This is a genomic window from uncultured Polaribacter sp. (assembly GCF_947501385.1).
In the GTDB taxonomy this organism is placed as follows: Bacteria; Bacteroidota; Bacteroidia; order Flavobacteriales; family Flavobacteriaceae; genus Polaribacter.
The window spans coordinates 16,624-34,085 of record NZ_CANMVP010000009.1; the positions used below are offsets into that span (position 1 = coordinate 16,624).

Here is a 17,462-nt window from a genome sequence, read left to right on the forward strand (position 1 = left end):
ATTATAAAAATGAAAAACAACTTCCTTATCCTTATTGTTACACTTGTTCTTTTTAACGCTTGTGATACCGCTGACAAAAAACCGATATATGTAGCAGAAAAATGGGAAAATCCAGAATGGGAGAACCCAGCGGTTTTTCAAATCAACAGAGAAGAACCAACTGCTACTTTTTATAAATATACAAATCCAAAAGGTGCGTTAGAAAATTTAGATTGGAAAAACTCATCGTTATATACGTCTTTAAGCGGAACTTGGAAGTTTTATTATGCAGATAGCGTACAAGCAAGACCTACCGATTTTTATAAATCTGATTTCGATGTTACAAATTGGGACACCATTTCTGTTCCATCCAATTGGGAGTTAAAAGGGCACGGAATTCCAATATATACGAATAGGACGTATATGTTTCCACCAAATCCACCTTTTATTCCTCATCATATTAACAATAATGGCAGCTATAAAAGAGAATTTACTATTCCAGAAAATTGGGATGGTAAGGATATATATCTTCATTTTGAAGGTGTAAGCGGAGCGATGTACGTTTGGTTAAATGGAAAAATGTTGGGTTATAATGAGGGAAGTAAAACCGCAGCAGCATATAAAATTACAGATTTTGCAAAAAAAGGAAAAAACAGTATTGCAGTTCAAGTATTGCGTTGGTCTGATGCCAGTTATATGGAAGATCAGGATTTCTGGAGATTAAGCGGCATCGAAAGAGATGTGTATGTGTATGCAACAGACAAAATTTCACTTCGAGATTTCAAAGTAACTTCTGATTTAGAAAACAACTACAAAGACGGCATATTTAACGTTACTTTAAAAATTGATAATAACAGCAATTCAAATACAGACAAAGAAGTTGTAGTTCAGTTATTAGATGGAGAAAAAGAAGTGTATTCAGCAAGCAAAACTGTAAATCTAAATTCTGGAAGAACAGAAGTAAGCTTCGAAAAAAACATTCCAAATGTAAAAACCTGGAATGCAGAAACGCCAAATTTATATACACTTTTATTAACTGTTAATGGGGAATCATCAGCCATAAAAGTTGGTTTTAGAAACATTGCTATCAAAAACAATCAGTTTTTGGTGAACGGAAAACCAGTGTTGCTAAAAGGAGCAAATTTGCACGACCATAGCGAAACAGAAGGTCATGTAATTTCTGAAGCATTGACCATGCTTGATTTGAAAGTGATGAAGCAAAATAACCTAAACGCAATTCGTTGCAGTCATTATCCAAAAAATCCGCATTTTTATAGATTATGTGACAAATACGGTTTTTATGTAGTGGATGAAGTAAATATAGAAACCCACGGAATGGGCACTACCAACCAAGGTTTAGATAAAAATAAAAAAGCACAAGCAATACATCCTGCATATTTGCCACAATGGAAAGCCATGCATTTAGACAGAACTATTAGAATGTATGAACGCGATAAAAATTACCCATCTATTGTAACCTGGTCTTTAGGAAATGAAGCAGGAAATGGAGAGAATTTTCTTGCAACTTACAAATGGTTAAAAGAGCAAGATACTACAAGACCTACACAATATGAAGGCGCCACCAACTATTCGAACACAGACATACAAGCTCCCATGTATTGGCAGATTGACCGCATGATAAAATATGCAGAAAACAATCCAACACGCCCATTAATTCAATGTGAATATGCACATGCTATGGGAAATAGTACTGGAAACCTTCAAGATTATTGGGATGTGATAGAAAAATATGATGTGATGCAAGGCGGTTTTATCTGGGATTGGGTAGACCAAGGAATTTTAACAAAAGATGAAGATGGCGAAGCATTTTGGGCGTATGGCGGAGATTTAGGAGGAAATGATTTACATAATGATAAAAATTTCTGCTTAAACGGAATTGTAAATCCAGACAGAACAGCACATCCTGGTTTATACGAAGTAAAAAAAGTATATCAATATATAAAATTTAAAGATGTAAATGTCCAAAAAGGAGAAATTCAAATTAAGAATATATATGATTTTACAAACCTAAATACGTTCGATTTTTCATGGAAAATTCTTAAAAACGGAGAAGAAATCGCAAATGGAGTAATCCCTATTCTAAATATTGAACCGTACGAGACTAAAAATATAAAAATCGATTTTCCAAGGCTAGAAGATGCAACGGCACAATTTCATCTGAACATCTATGCAAAAACAAAAACAGCTACAGATTTAGTACCAAAAGAACATGTTGTAGCGTATGAACAATTAGAAATTTCAAAAGGGACGCAGCGTTTTAAACTAAATACTTCCAAAGAAGAGATTTTATTGACAGACCATACAGATATTTTAGACATAACTGGAAAAGACTTTAAAATAGCTTTTAGCAAAAAAACAGGAAAATTAAATCTATTAGATTACGGCAATGGAAATCTTATTTTAGAAGGAATAAAAGCAAATTTCTGGCGACCAAATACCGATAATGATTACGGATTTAAAAAACCTAAAAAAATGAAAGTTTGGAAAGAAGCTTCAGAAAATCAAGAATTCACTTCTTTGAATCATAAAAAAGATACAGATGGCAATGTAGTGGTAACTGCAAAATATCACTTAAATGCTGTAAAAGGGAACTTGAACATTGCATATACCATTTCTTCTAAAGGAGAAATTTTAGTGACCACAAGTATTTCTGGCATCAATACAGTATTACCAGTATTACCAGTATTACCAAGATTCGGAAATAACTTTATCCTTAAAAATGAATTTAACAGCGTAAAATGGTTTGGCAGAGGGCCGCATGAAAACTATCAAGATAGAAATACATCAGCATTGGTTGGTGTATACGAAGCTTCTGTAGAGGAATTGTATTTCCCATACATTCGTCCGCAGGAAAATGGGTATAAGACAGATACACGTTGGATCTCCTTTACAAATGAAGCAGGAAAAGGAATTAAAGTAACTGCCAAAGATTTCATTTCTTTTAATGCACATCATCAATACAACAAAGATTTTGATGCTGGTGATCAAAAAGCACAACGCCATACCACGGACATCAAAAAAAGAGACTTGGTAAACATCAACATAGATTATAGACAAATGGGTGTTGGCGGAGACAATAGCTGGGGGAAAATGCCACTCGAAAAATACCGAATCAAAGCACAAGATTTGAGTTATAGCTATAAGATTCAACCTATAAAATAAAAAAACACTTAACTAATCTATACCTATTGGAATAATATACTATTTAAATTTTTAAAATAAGATGACTACATACTTTAGCAACTATAAAACTAGTAAAATACAGAGTATCCTCTTTCTTATTGTCTTTGGTTTGATTTCAGGATGCGCAACTAAAAAAGTTAAAGAAATAGGTATAGATACGAGAGCGAGATTAAATTTCGATAAAAATTGGAAATTTATTCAACAAGATGTTACAGGTGCACAAAACGTAAAGTTTGACGATGCTTCTTGGCGAAAGTTGAATGTACCGCATGACTGGAGTATTGAAGGCGAATACCATAAAGAAAATCCAATGGCAGGAACAGCAGGGTATTTGCCCGCAGGTTTTGGTTGGTATCGAAAAACAATAGAGGTTCCAAAAGCTTGGAAAGGAAAACACGTAGCAATTGCTTTCGATGGGGTTTTTATGAACAGTACGGTTTGGGCAAACGGAATAAAATTAGGCACAAGGCCTTATGGATGGATTTCTTTCGCCTATGATATCAGTGAAATTGTTGAAAATTCAAAGGAAATAACCTTTGCTGTTCGTGTGGATAATGAAAAACAACCCGCTGCTCGGTGGTATACCGGAAGCGGAATGTATGCACACACTTGGATTGATATCAAAAACAAAACACATATTTCTAGAGATGGTATTTTTATTAAAACGAAAGGCAGTAAAGTTTTTGTAGAAACGACTATTTCGAGTGAATATGATCAACATAAAAAAGGGTTTTTGATTACTTCTATCGCAGATCAAAATGGACATACGGTTGTTTCTAAAAAAAACGAGTTCACTATCAGCAATACTTCAAAAAACAATACGGAATTGACCATTCAAAATCCAGAAAAATGGTCCGTAGAAACCCCCTATCTATATACCTTGAAGAGTGAAGTAGTAGTCGGTGATAAGATCGCGGATATTGTAGAGACCAAATTCGGTGTTCGGGATATCGAATGGAAACCTGAAACAGGCATGTGGTTGAATGGTGAAAATGTAAAACTACAAGGTGCTTGTAATCATCAAGATGCAGGTGCTTTAGGAGCTGCTGTGCCAGATAAAATTCTTCGTTTTAGAATTCAGCAATTAAAAGACATGGGCGTAAATGCGATAAGAACAGCACATAATCCGCAAACGCCTATTTTTTATGAACTCTGTGATGAACTGGGGATGTTAGTGATGGATGAAATTTTTGATGGTTGGAAAAGAAAAGCAAAAAACGATTACGGAGCGCATCATTTTGATAAATGGTGGAAACAAGACCTTACCGATTGGATCAAACGAGATCGAAATCACCCTTCGATTGTCATTTACAGTGTAGGTAACGAAACAGGGGGTGGCGTAGCAAAAGAACTGGTAGAAGTTTGTAATCTTTTAGACCCTACAAGACCAGTAACCTCTGGACACTCTGGCTCCAAACATATGAATGTTTTAGGCGTAAATGGCAGTAGTGAAAAGAAAGGGTTTTTAGAAAACTTAGAAAAACATCGAAAAGGAAAAGTTTTTATCGGCACAGAAAATACGCATACTTGGCAAGTAAGAGGGTATTATAGATCCCAAACCTGGTATAGAGATGGGTTTCCAAATAAAAACCAAAGACCATACAAAATTCCAGATTTGACAAACAAGGAAGTTTTTACGCATGATTGGACAAAAAATGAAGATAGAAAAAACAAAAAGCAGATATTTAATTCTAGTTATGACAATGCTACGGTACGTGTTTCTTCCCGTTTAAACATTGCGCAACTTCGTGATATTCCAGCCTATGCAGGCTCTTTTCGTTGGACAGGGTATGATTATATTGGTGAAGCCAATTATGTGCATGGTGGTTGGCCATTCAAAGCATTTATGGGCGGTGCCATAGATTTAGCTAACTTCGAAAAAGATCTGTATTATCTATATCAAAGTCAATGGACATCAAAACCAATGGTGCATATGTTACCACATTGGACGCATCCAAAAGTTACTCTGGGAACAGAAATTCCAGTTTGGGTCTATTCTAATTGTGATGAGGTGGAATTATTTTTGAATGAAAAATCACTCGGAAAAATAAAACCAGCAAAAGAATGGGATAAAATGCAATGTCAATGGCTGGTACAATGGCAACCAGGGACTTTAAGAGCTGTAGGTTATAAAAACAACAATATAGTTGCAGAAGAGATGATCAAAACAGCTGATGCGCCTTCAAAAATTAAACTCTCTATAGATGGAAAACCACTAAACAACAAATCAAATGATATTGTACAAGTTCGAGTAACCACAACAGATGCCAAAGGAGAATTTTATCCTTATGGCGAAAATAGAACCTATTTTAATATTATTGGAGCAGGAAAAATCAAAGCATTAGATAATGGAAGCCCAGTCGATGTGGAGCCGCACGTTGGACCCAATCATAGAAAAGCCTTTTACGGGTTAACGAGGGCGTATATAGAAGCTACAGAGAATTCTGATGATATTAATCTTTTAGCCAGTTGTATTTTAGGAGAGAAGAAACTGATTACTTCTAATAAAGTAAGCATAGACACTGATATTATTACTTTGAGAGGAAGCAAAATTCAGCCTAAAATAGAAATTTTCTACACCACAAATGGAGATCATCCCACCAAAAATTCGATTAGATATACCGTGCCTTTTAAAATCGATTTAGAAACTACCGTAAAAGCATTAGTAGTTGTTAATGGTAAACCGATTCAGGCTTTAAAAGAAAAATTCGGAAAAAACGAAGGGTTTACATGGAATGAAAATGATGGTTCTAGTAGTAAAATTGGAGAACAAGCAGAAGATGCTACCATAAAAAACGCACAAGTTGTATCAATAGAAAAAAAATACAATGGAACGGGTTATGTAAGTTTGAATAAAAAACAATCTTCCATAACTTGGTATCAAGAAAATGATGGTGGTGCAGGAATGGTAGATTTATCAATCAGATATATTTCAAAAAGTAATAATACCTATCTGAAAGTTATGGTAAACGATAAAGTAGTAAATGATAAATTGTTTATTCCAAATACTACTTCTTGGAAAACAATAACAGTACCAATTAAAATAGAAAGAGGTGCAAATATCATCAAAATAGAAACTTTGGAAAATAAGGGGCTTCTTGTGGATGAAATAGTAATACAATGAGGTGTAAATTTCAATTCAATACTTGAAAAACAACATCAATTCGTAAGGGTTTAATATTTTTTATAGCCATAAGAATTGAAATTCGAATGATAAATTTGCAACAAAAAAACCCATAAATCAGCTTTTCCTAGGGTATTATTGATCTTTTAAAACAAATAAGCAACATTTTGAACCCCAATTTGAGAAAAAGCAAGTATTTAAATCTTATACTTTTGTCTTAAGAGATTGTTAACATAAGCATAAAATCTTTTCAAATAAAATTAAGAATAGAGTAATTGAAAAATTAGGCTTTAAAAAGTGTTATAACTAATGAGATTCCGATATTCTAAAATACAGAAAATAAAAATTTATGAAGAAAATCAATTTAATTTTACTTTTGCTATCAATTTCATTTTCTTGGAATACATTTTCACAAACTGTTATTAAAGGAACTGTAAAAGATGGAAGTGGTATTCCACTGCCAGGAGTAAGTGTTCTTGAAAAAGGAACTCAAAATGGAACAACAACCAATTTTGAAGGTTTGTTTCAATTAACTGTTAAAGACAATTCTGTTATCGTTTTTTCTTATTTAGGTTTTAAACAACAAGAAGTAAAGGTTACAACTAATTTTAATGGTAACATAGTTTTAAAAGAAGATACCGAAAGTTTAGACGAGATTGTTGTTGTTGGTTATGGTGCTCAGAAAAAGGAAAGTGTATTGGGTGCAATAGGACAAATAAAATCTGAAGCAATTGTAGGTTCTGGTACAACAAATATATCAAATGCGTTAACTGGTTTAACTCCAGGACTAAATATTGTGCAAACTAGCGGGCAACCAGGAGTAGATGCAGGACAAATATTTATTCGTGGTAATGCAGATCCTTTAATATTAATTGATGGTGTAGAAGCAATTGGTGGTTTTGAAAATATAGATTTAAGGAATGTAGAAAACATTAGTGTTTTAAAAGACGGTTCTACTACAGCAGTTTATGGTATTAGAGGTGCTAATGGAGTTATCATTATAACAACCAAACGTGGTAAAATAGGGAAACCTGTTATTAGTGCTTCTAGTGAATTTTCGATAAAATATCTTAACGATACGTATGATTCTGTTGATGCTTTTACAGCAGAAAGTTTACGAAATGTAGGGGTTTTTAACGATGCTGCTTTTGATAATGGTTTTACACCTCAGCAAGATTTAGATAATTGGGAAAGTGGAAGTTTTCCTTATTTATATCCAAATACAGATTGGATTGATTATGTTATTAAAGATTATGCATTAAGTAATAATCATACTGTTTCTATTAGAGGAGGTACAGAATTCGTAAAATATTTTGCTTCTGTAGGTTATTTAAAAGAGGGTGACATTACTGAAAGTAGACAGTTTTTTAATTACGACCCTGAAAATAGATTTGAAAGATTTAATTTTCGTTCCAATTTAGATTTTACCTTATCCAAAACAACAAGGTTAAAAACAGGTATAACAAACCGTTTAGAAAACAGAAACTTCAGTGGTAGTGCTAACTTCCTAGGTTTATATACTGCTGCTCCTGGTACTATACCTTTTTATCCTGCAGAAGCATTAGCCCTTTATCCAGATCCATTGTATCCAGGTTTAGAAGAAGTAAGATTTCCAATAGTTGGTGTGCCTGGAAATGATTTATCAGGTTCTACAAATACTAATAAAGCTGTTTTTTCTTTAAATTTAGAGCTTGTACAAGATTTAGATTTTATTACTGAAGGCTTAAAAGCATCAGCTAGACTAAATTATACAAGCAGTAATACATCATCTAGATCTTATAATTTTGATGGCTCCTTGGCAGTTAGGTTAGATCGGTATGATTTAAATAGAGATGGCACTTGGACTTCTTTTGAAGGACCTAATTATGAAAGACCATTAGAATTTATAGAAGGTTCTGAAAACCCTTCAAATACACAAGAAATTACAGATTATAAATTTCAATTAGATTATAACCGCTCTTTTGGAAAACATAATGTAAGTGCTTTAGGGGTTTTTAGACGTATTGAAAGAGTATTAAATACTGCTTTTCCCTACTATGAAGAAGCTTGGGTTGCTAGAGCTACTTATAACTATGATGCTACTTACTTCTTTGAGATAAATGGTTCTTATAATGGAGATGAAGGTTTTGCAGAGGGAAATCGTTTTCAATTATTCCCTTCAGTTGCGGCTGGTTTTAATCTAGCAAAGTTAGATTTTATTAAAAATAACATACCAGCAATTAATAATTTTAAATTAAGATACTCCTATGGGCAATCTGGTAGTAAAGAAGGTTTAAAAATTGCGAATACAAATCCCTCTCAATATCAACGTTGGCAATATTTTAGTTTTTATAATTTTGTTACACCAGAGCAATCTTGGAGGTATAATTTTGGAGAAGGAGATACAGATAGAATAACTGCTATTTTAGAAACTCAACTGGGTAATGAAGACTTAACTTGGTCAACAGTTACAAAACAAAATATTGGATTGGAATTTGGTTTCTTAAATAATAAAATTTCTGGAGAATTAGATTTTTTTAGAGACAATAGAGACGATCTTATAGCAAGAGTAACTTCTTCAAATGTTATAGCTGCTTTTGGCTCTACTGCTGCATTGCCTTTTGCAAACTTAGGGGCGACTGAAAGTCAAGGTATGGAATTATCATTAACCTATAAAGATAATATAGGAGATTTTAAATATTCTATAACAGGAACCTATGGTTTTTATGAAAATCGGGTAGTTTCAAGTGCTTTGGATGGACCAGGGACACCTAGTTATACTACTCTTTCAGGTAAACCAATAGGGACTAGCAATTTATTACAAACAGATGGTTATTTTCAAAATATAGATGAAGTTGTAAATTATCCAAATTACACTGGTATTGGTTTAGGAGATTTAAGATATATAGATTATAATGCAAATGGAACTGTAATTGGTTCAGGATTAGAAGATCAAGTAAGATTTGATTTACCAACCGCTCCTAAACATAGTTTTAGTTTTATACTAAAAAGTTCTTATAAAAACTGGTCTGTATCTGCTCTCGTTGACGGAATTACCGGTCACGAAGGTATTGTTAATGCAAATTTAGCATATGCATTAGTAAATGGTGCTGCCGTTGCAAGAGAAAGCCAATTAGATTATTGGACACCAACAAATACGGATGCACAGTTCCCTGCTTTGCATGTTGGTACAGCTGACCCAAATTTATTAGCTGCAACAACAGATAGAATAATTGATTTAGATTACATAAAGTTACGTAGCATAAATATATCGTATAATTTTAATATGGATAATTTTAAAGACATTAGTAGTTTAAGACTATACTTAACAGGTAATAATTTACTTACATTTTCTGCTTTAGATTATATAGACCCTCAAGGTAATAGACCACAAAACTACCCAATCCCATCAAGATTTAATTTAGGTTTAAATGTAAAATTTTAAAATTTATGAAAACAAAAAAACACCTATTCGCCTTAATCCTTGCAAGTATATTTTTTAGTTGTGAAGATTATTTGGATAAAGTACAAGGTCAAGACGGTATAACTCAAGAAGATGTCTTTACTGATGTCCGTACTGCAGAACAATATATAGATGCTGGATACTTCTATTTAATAACAGAGGTTTCTGCAAAAAATAACACCCCAGATATTCTACCTGGCATGACAATGTCTGGTGAAGGTTATCCTGGTAGATTCAATAATAATGTGCAAGAGAGATACCAATCGTATGCCAATTCAGATTACATTAATATTATGAATCTTGCACCTGGATTTGATCAAAGAGACACACCTAATATGGTATCAAGATACTTTGAAGCATGGAAAGGGATTAGAGTTGCAAATACATTTTTAGAAAATGTAGATTTAATTGCTAATGCTGATGAAGAAACAATAAATGGATTAAAAGGGCAGGCCTATTTTATAAAATCTTTTTTATATCATTTACTTACAAAAAGACATGGTGGACTTCTATATTTAGAAAATAACCTAGACTTAAACCAACCTTTTAATGGATTAGAAAGAGAAAGTTACGAAAGTAATTTAGAAAATATTTTAAATGACGTAGAGAGAGCTATAGAATTTTTGCCTGTAACATGGAATAGTACTAATACTGGAAGACCAACCAAAGGAGCAGCTATGGCATTAAAATCTAGAATTTTACTTTTTGCTGCTAGTCCGTTAGTTAATACAACAAATGACCAACAAAAATGGGTTGCTGCTGCAGAAGCTGCTGCAGAATTAATAAATTTTTCGCAAACCAATGGTTTATACACCCTTAAAGATGCATCAGGCGCTATTACAATGGATGTAGATAGTAATGGTACAGATTTATTCGTTCCAGAACCTATTGCTTTAGAACCTTACCGAAGTATGTTCGTAGGACCTGGTTTATCAAAAGATTTACCACAAGAAGCAATCTTTATGGAGTATAATGACTTTTCTTTTGGTTTTGGGGGAAGATTAGTCCCATTTCCTAGAATGTATTTGACTGCAGGTTTCGATATTGTTAAAGGGAATAACAATCCAATGAATATAGGAGCAACTGCAAATTTTGTGGACAAATTTGAAACTAAAAATGGTTTACCTATAGAAGATGATCCTTCTTACAACGATCAAGAACCGTTTATAAATAGAGACCCTCGTTTTTATAATGCAATACTATATGATGGTATTCCTTGGACAGTTACAACATCTGGACCATTAAACTCTTCTGGTTTTTCCGATTTAGCAGTAGTTAATGAGAATGGAGTACTTGGTTTAGATTTACATAATCCTGCAACTGCAGTTAATAGACTTTGGCAGGTAAGAAATACAACTGGTTATAGAATTCGTAAATGGGTTCCAAACGGATTTTATTTAAGATCTGGTGGTAATGGTGAAGCTGATTTTTACGTAAACAACATAATTTTTAGAATGGCGGAGATTTATTTAAACTATGCTGAAGCTGCAAATGAGGCATACGGCCCAGGAGGCGTTGCTCCAGGAGCGAATCTAACTGCGCTTGATGCGGTAAATATAATAAGAAATCGAGTTGGTATGCCAAACGTAAATGGTATGTATGCTGGTTCTCAAGATTTATTAAGAGAACGTATTAGAAATGAAAGAGCTATCGAATTATGTTTTGAAGGGTTTAGATATGATGATATAAGAAGATGGAAAACTGCAACTTTAGAAGAAAATAAAATAGTTGAATTTTTAGAAATGCGCTGGCAAGGTGGTCCATCTGCACTTTATCCTACTGGTTTTAGTTTTGAGAATGTAGAACAAACTAATTTAAGAAAAACCTTTGATGAGAGAAATTATTGGTGGCCAATTCCAGCTTCAGATTTAGAAGCAGCCCCATCATTAGGACAAACACCTGGTTGGTAAATTTTTTTTACAAAAACTTAAAATTAAAATGCTTAAAACTAAATAAATGAAAATAAATATAAAAAAACTAAAGTTTTTTATTTTCGGTGTATTTAATATAATTTCGGTTAATATTGGTTTAGCTCAAAATACATCTTTAGATACCATTAAAAATAAAGATTCACTTCAAATATATCATGATGAGTATCTAAAGACTCCATTTGGAACTTTTAATTTAAAAAACACAACTGGAAATGTATTTAGAATCTCTGGAGATGATTTAAGGGTAACTGCAGGCGATAATTTAATTAATGCATTAAGAGGTAGAGTACCAGGCTTAAGAATTACTAGAATTGATAGCAATCCTGCTGCTGGGGGATATTCTTATCTTTTAAATGGAAGAACACCAACTGTTTTAATTGATGGTCAGCCAAGAGGATTACAAGTTGATTTACGAGAAGTAAAAGAAGTAATTGTTTTTAGTGATGCAACCTTTAATTCTTTATTAGGTAATTTTGGAGAAAATGGACTAATTTACGTAATAACACAAAGCGGTAATAATAGTAATAATGTAAAACCTACCATAAATTTTAATTACCAAAGAGGTTTAAGTACTGTAACTCGTTTACCCAAAAGATTGACAGCAGCAGAATATGCCAATGTAATAAATAGGGCTTCTAATAATGATGGCTTTGGAGATATATACAGTGCAGAAGCGATTCAAGCATACGAAAATGAGACAGATCCTATACTTTTTCCTAACGTTGATACACAAGAAACATATTTAAACAATTCATCACCAACAAATTTAATGTCTTTAAATGTTTATGGAGGCAACAAAGAGCTAAATTATAGTGGTTTTATAGGTTATTCTGATTGGAAAGGACTTGAAAAAGTAGGTGATCAAATAGATGGTAGGAACATTACTTTTAGAACAAAAATTGAAGCAAAACTAAATAGCATAATTACGGCAAATGCAAGTATATTTGGAAGATTCTCTAAGAATAAAAGACCTGTAATTGACGACAGTACTGTTTTCAATTGGATAAATAATACGCCTGCAAATGCGTTTCCTATTCAGGTTGGAGATACAGCATATATTGTAAGTAATCAATTTCAAACAAATTTATTATCCGAATTAGAATTTGGTGGAACAAGAACAGATTATAACTCTAACATGATATACGATTTAGGGTTAGATTTTGATCTTAATGAATTTGTTAAAGGACTTTCTTACAGTACTTATGTAATGACAAGAAACAATAACGCACATTCACTTGTTACAAATAATAGACCTGCAACTTTTACTATAGAAACCTTACAAGATATAAATGGCGTAGATTCTTTATCGTTAAAAGTATTTACTACGGAATTTGAAGACCTCCAAATTGGTAGAAATAATGCTACGATAACAAGGTACTTTTCTTATGGGGGTAATTTTAATTATATTAAAGAAGCTAATGACGGTGTTTTAAACTTAAATTTAAGTCATCTTTTATATTATCAACCCAATAGAACTTCTACACAGACAGATATACGTAATTTAAATTTTAATCTTAATGCTACTTATGTATTGCATGATAAATACACCTTTTTTGCAAATGCAAATTCTATCAGTAGCTCTAGGTTTTTAGACAATAATAAATCAAAAATATTCCCAACTTTAGGGGTATCTTGGATAGCTTCTAATGAAGATTATTTAAAAAATAACAAAGTTATAAACTATTTAAAATTTAGAACATCTTATGGAATTGTAGGAACAGAATATGATAATTCTTCTTTATTATATTTAGATACTTGGGCTGGTGGTAGAGGAAATAACACCACATATTTGGGAACAGGTAATACTGCACAAGATGAATTTGGTTACAGGTTAGGAGCAACAGGAAATCAAGAAATAGACTGGGTTATTTATAATCAGTTTAATGCAGGATTCGATTTAAGTTTATTAAATAAATTTAACTTATCTGTTAATTATTTTGATATAGAAATTCAAAACCAGATAACAAACGCGAGTGCTCTTTTTGCAACTGCACTAGGTAACGACGTTTATTTACCACAATTAAACTTTACTGAAAGTAGAAATGTTGGTTTTAATGCAAACATTAATTATACAGATAAAGTTGGAGGGTTTAAGTATTATGTAAACGCTAACTTAGGAACTAATAAAATTACTGGAGAAAAAATAGCGGAAGTGCCATTTCCAGACCAATATAGATTAGAGCAAGGACAACCACAAGATCTTATAACTGGTTATATAAGTGATGGTTTATTTACTGCAGAAAATATTGGTAGTGCTTTGCCACAATTTGGTGATGTACAAATTGGAGATATAAAATATGTAGATCAAAATGGAGATAATATTATTGATCCTAGAGATCAAAGAGCTATTGGTAATACTAATCCAAGGTTTAACTACGGAATTAATATTGGAATGGAATATGAAGGCTTTAATCTAGATGTTATTGGAATGGGATTAGCTGGTTATGATGTCAATCTTAATAGTATTTCGTATTATCAACACAGTGGACTAGGAACTTATTTTGGAAGCGTTAACAGCGATCTTCCAAATGGAAATGCAAACCCAAGACTTAGTACTATTACAAGTGTTAACAATTACAGAAATTCTGACTACTGGTTAGTAGATGGGAGCTATTTTAGAATAGCTAATGTAGAGTTAGGGTATACGTTAAAAGACGCTTTAATTTCTAAAAGTCCGTTTTCTAATGTAAAACTATTTTTTAGAGGTAATAATTTAGCTGTATTTAGTAAGATAAAAGATTTAGATCCAGAAGATTTAAGTGCAGGTGTTTCCCAATACCCTATAATGAGGACTTTCGTTTTAGGTGCCTCTTTAAATTTTTAAAAATCGACTAGTAAAAAATATAAATATGAAATTAATTAATAAAATTTTAATTGTTATTATCTTAATGCTTTGCATGGTAAGTTGTAGTTCTTTTTTAGAAGATGATATTCAATATACCGAAGAAGCTGTGGTTACAACTTCAGGGATAAGATCCAGAGGGTTAATTGAAGATATATATACCGATTATTCTTTCCGATATTTTACAGACTTCTCTGGTGAATATTTGTCAGATAACGGTGTGTTAAATTCTTCAGAAACAAATTTAGCAAATAACAATTGGGGTGTTGCTGAAGGTCATCCGTATAATTATATCTGGCAACAGTCTTACAATAACTTAAGACAAATATACCAATACATAGAACTAATTCATAATTCTGGCTTACCTTACCTACCTTCACCTGAACCTTTAAGTGTGGAGTTAAGCGATAGAATTGTTGCAAGGTATTATGGAGAAGCTTTTTTCTTAAAAGCATGGGCAGAATGGGAATTGTTAAAAACATACGGAGGGCAAGCCGAAGATGGAACGATGCTAGGATTTCCTATTGTAAATGGTATTTTAGAAAATGAAGAATACGCTAAATTAACTAGAAATACGTTTCAAGAGTGTGTAGATCAAATTATGCAAGACCTTGATGTTGCTATTGCTGGTTTGCCTCTGAACTATAATAATAGTGTGGTACAGGACGACCCAGCAACTCCAGATGTTAATGAAGCTAGTTTAGGTTTTGATAATTTAGAGGTTGGTAGAGCTTCTGGTTTAGCTGCTTATGCACTAAAAGCTAAAGTAGCATTATTTGCTGCTAGCCCTGCTTTTAACCCTACAAATGATGTAACTAAATGGGAGTTAGCAGCAAAATACGCTCAGGATGTAATCGATATGAACGGGGGATTAAGAACATTATCTAGTTTTAACGTTGGAAATGAAAACAATCCTAATCATATATGGAGAATGCGTAATTCTAGAAACAACAATAGTTTAGAAAATAGACTATATCCACCTAGTTTATATGGTCAAGGAGAAGTCAATCCATCTCAAAATTTGATAGATGCATTTCCAGCTGCAAATGGTTATCCAATTTCAGATTCACAAAGTCTTTATAATGATTCTAACCCTTATCAATCTAGAGATGTAAGATTTTATAGGTTTATCTTTTATAATGGCGATCAAGGGTTCGGTTCAGAAAATGCAACAGACTTCAATCCTTTAGAAATATATACAGGAGGGGCAGATAATTTTGGAGGATTCATTGCCAATGAAGGAACAAGAACAGGTTACTATCTAAAAAAGTTTTTAAATAATCTAAATTTTGACCCTTCAGCTATAAACCCATTAACAAATCAACCAAAAGTTTACGTTCAATTAGGACTTACAGAAATTTATTTAAGTTATGCAGAAGCTGTTAATGAAGCTTATGGCATAATTAATACAGCACCTCCAGGTTTAAATTATTCTGCAAAAGCAGTTATGGCTAGGGTAAGACAAAGAGCAAATTATTTTTTTGATCCTTACTTAGATGAAGTTTCTAGTGATTCAAATAGATTTAGAGAATTTGTAAAAAATGAAAGAAGAATAGAATTATGTTTTAAAGGAGAAAGATTTCATGATTTAAGACGATGGAAAGATTTACTTACTATTGAAGATATTAGAGGTGTTAAAATTACCAAAGATGAAAGCGACGTAATGACTTACGAAAATACTATTGTAGAACGAAGAGGTTATTCCAACAAAAATTTATATTTGCCAATTCCGTATACAGAAACAATCATAAACCCTAACCTAAAACAAAATATAGGATGGTAAAAAAAATAAAAATGATGAAACGTAACAAAATAAATATTTTGAAAAAATTATTTGTTCTTGCATTTATAACATTTATTACAGTATCTTGTTATGATGATTTCGTAGAGAACGAATTTGACTATACAGCAGTGTATTTTCCTCAAGTTACTATAGACAGAACCTTTATCATGGGAGAAGGTATGCGAATTGGAGTTGGTGTGGTATTAGGCGGAAGATTGGTTAATACAGAAGACGTTGAAGTAACCTTCTCTTTGAGTGACACATTATTAGGAACCAAGACAAGATTACCAGATAATTATTACCAGTTTTTAGATAGCGAAGGAAACCTTGCAAATAATAAAATTACCATTCCTGCAGGAAAATCACAAGGATTTGTGTTCGTAAAAGCAGATTCTATCAATTTTCTTTCAGATCCAATGTCTTTAGGAAACAATTATGCATTAGGATTTGGTTTAGATAATGTAGTTGGAGCTGATTCCATTTTAGTAGATTTAAAAACTACCAAAATTACATTTACGTATATCAATCAATTGTTCGGGAATTATATACAGAAAGGTCAATTTACAAAAACGCCATTAGATGATCCAAATACTCCAGAAGATGAATCAGGTCCTACAGAAACAATTGTTTATCCAGGACAAATAACAGATGTATTAGAGCTAACTATGGTTTCTCCAACAACATTAGAATATAGTGGTATTGCAGATTTGAGAGGTGCAGATAAAAAACTAAACATTACAGTTGCTGCAGATAATTCAATAACTATACAAACAGCAACAGGGGGTATTCCAGTTGTAGATGAAAATGGTTCTTCATACAATCCACAAACTCGTGAATTAATACTCAACTATTCTTTTGATTTTAATGGTAATAGTTATAATTGTTCAGATGTATTAGAATTTAGAAACAGAATAGTAGATGGGGTAAATCAATTTGATATTTAATTTAAAATATTTTTTTTACTCAATTTTATATATACTAACTATAGAAATTATAATTTTAGATGCTGATGGTAAAGATTCAAATTACAGGGCAAACGCATTAAAAAAGTTTTTTCGGGTTAAAATAATTAAATGTGTATAAATCATTGATTTTAAGCTAATTATTTTATGTTTTTTAAAATTATTTTTTATATATTATATTGATAATCAATATTT

General features: G+C 32.3%; 7 protein-coding genes. All 7 read left to right on the forward strand.

Annotated elements, in window-relative coordinates; all coding sequences use genetic code 11:
• The first annotated feature begins 9 nt into the window (after positions 1-9).
• The 7 genes from Q0998_RS07410 to Q0998_RS07440 all read left to right on the forward strand — a co-directional run bounded on the left by Q0998_RS07410 (position 10) and on the right by Q0998_RS07440 (position 17,249).
• The gene (locus Q0998_RS07410) at positions 10-3,162 is read left to right on the forward strand and encodes a glycoside hydrolase family 2 TIM barrel-domain containing protein (RefSeq protein WP_299668304.1); all 3,153 of its coding nucleotides are present in this window, start codon (positions 10-12) and stop codon (positions 3,160-3,162) included.
• Positions 3,163-3,223: 61 nt separating this feature from the next.
• Positions 3,224-6,307 carry a glycoside hydrolase family 2 TIM barrel-domain containing protein gene (locus Q0998_RS07415; protein WP_299668307.1) on the forward strand — a complete coding sequence of 1,028 codons (3,084 nt, stop codon included), beginning with the start codon at positions 3,224-3,226 and terminating at the stop codon, positions 6,305-6,307.
• 349 nt (positions 6,308-6,656) lie between these two features.
• On the forward strand, positions 6,657-9,731 hold the full coding sequence (locus tag Q0998_RS07420; protein ID WP_299668310.1) for a TonB-dependent receptor: 3,075 nt from the start codon (positions 6,657-6,659) through the stop codon (positions 9,729-9,731).
• 5 nt (positions 9,732-9,736) lie between these two features.
• Positions 9,737-11,659 carry a RagB/SusD family nutrient uptake outer membrane protein gene (locus Q0998_RS07425; protein ID WP_299668313.1) on the forward strand — a complete coding sequence of 641 codons (1,923 nt, stop codon included), beginning with the start codon at positions 9,737-9,739 and terminating at the stop codon, positions 11,657-11,659.
• Between the two features lie 46 nt (positions 11,660-11,705).
• Positions 11,706-14,504: a SusC/RagA family TonB-linked outer membrane protein gene (locus Q0998_RS07430; RefSeq protein ID WP_299668316.1), complete on the forward strand. Its 2,799-nt coding sequence runs from the start codon at positions 11,706-11,708 to the stop codon at positions 14,502-14,504.
• A gap of 25 nt (positions 14,505-14,529) precedes the next feature.
• Complete coding sequence (locus tag Q0998_RS07435; RefSeq protein WP_299668319.1) at positions 14,530-16,305, forward strand: RagB/SusD family nutrient uptake outer membrane protein; 1,776 nt, start codon at positions 14,530-14,532, stop codon at positions 16,303-16,305.
• 11 nt (positions 16,306-16,316) lie between these two features.
• Positions 16,317-17,249 (forward strand): DUF1735 domain-containing protein, encoded by a 933-nt coding sequence (locus tag Q0998_RS07440; protein ID WP_299668321.1) that lies wholly within the window; start codon positions 16,317-16,319, stop codon positions 17,247-17,249.
• Positions 17,250-17,462 lie beyond the last annotated feature (213 nt).

Bases quoted from the DNA above. Each gene is read 5' to 3' on its own strand.
- Q0998_RS07410 (WP_299668304.1), top strand. From the start codon at position 10: ATGAAAAACAACTTCCTTATCCTTATTGTTACACTTGTTCTTTTTAAC.
- Q0998_RS07415 (WP_299668307.1), top strand. From the start codon at position 3,224: ATGACTACATACTTTAGCAACTATAAAACTAGTAAAATACAGAGTATC.
- Q0998_RS07420 (WP_299668310.1), top strand. From the start codon at position 6,657: ATGAAGAAAATCAATTTAATTTTACTTTTGCTATCAATTTCATTTTCT.
- Q0998_RS07425 (WP_299668313.1), top strand. From the start codon at position 9,737: ATGAAAACAAAAAAACACCTATTCGCCTTAATCCTTGCAAGTATATTT.
- Q0998_RS07430 (WP_299668316.1), top strand. From the start codon at position 11,706: ATGAAAATAAATATAAAAAAACTAAAGTTTTTTATTTTCGGTGTATTT.
- Q0998_RS07435 (WP_299668319.1), top strand. From the start codon at position 14,530: ATGAAATTAATTAATAAAATTTTAATTGTTATTATCTTAATGCTTTGC.
- Q0998_RS07440 (WP_299668321.1), top strand. From the start codon at position 16,317: ATGATGAAACGTAACAAAATAAATATTTTGAAAAAATTATTTGTTCTT.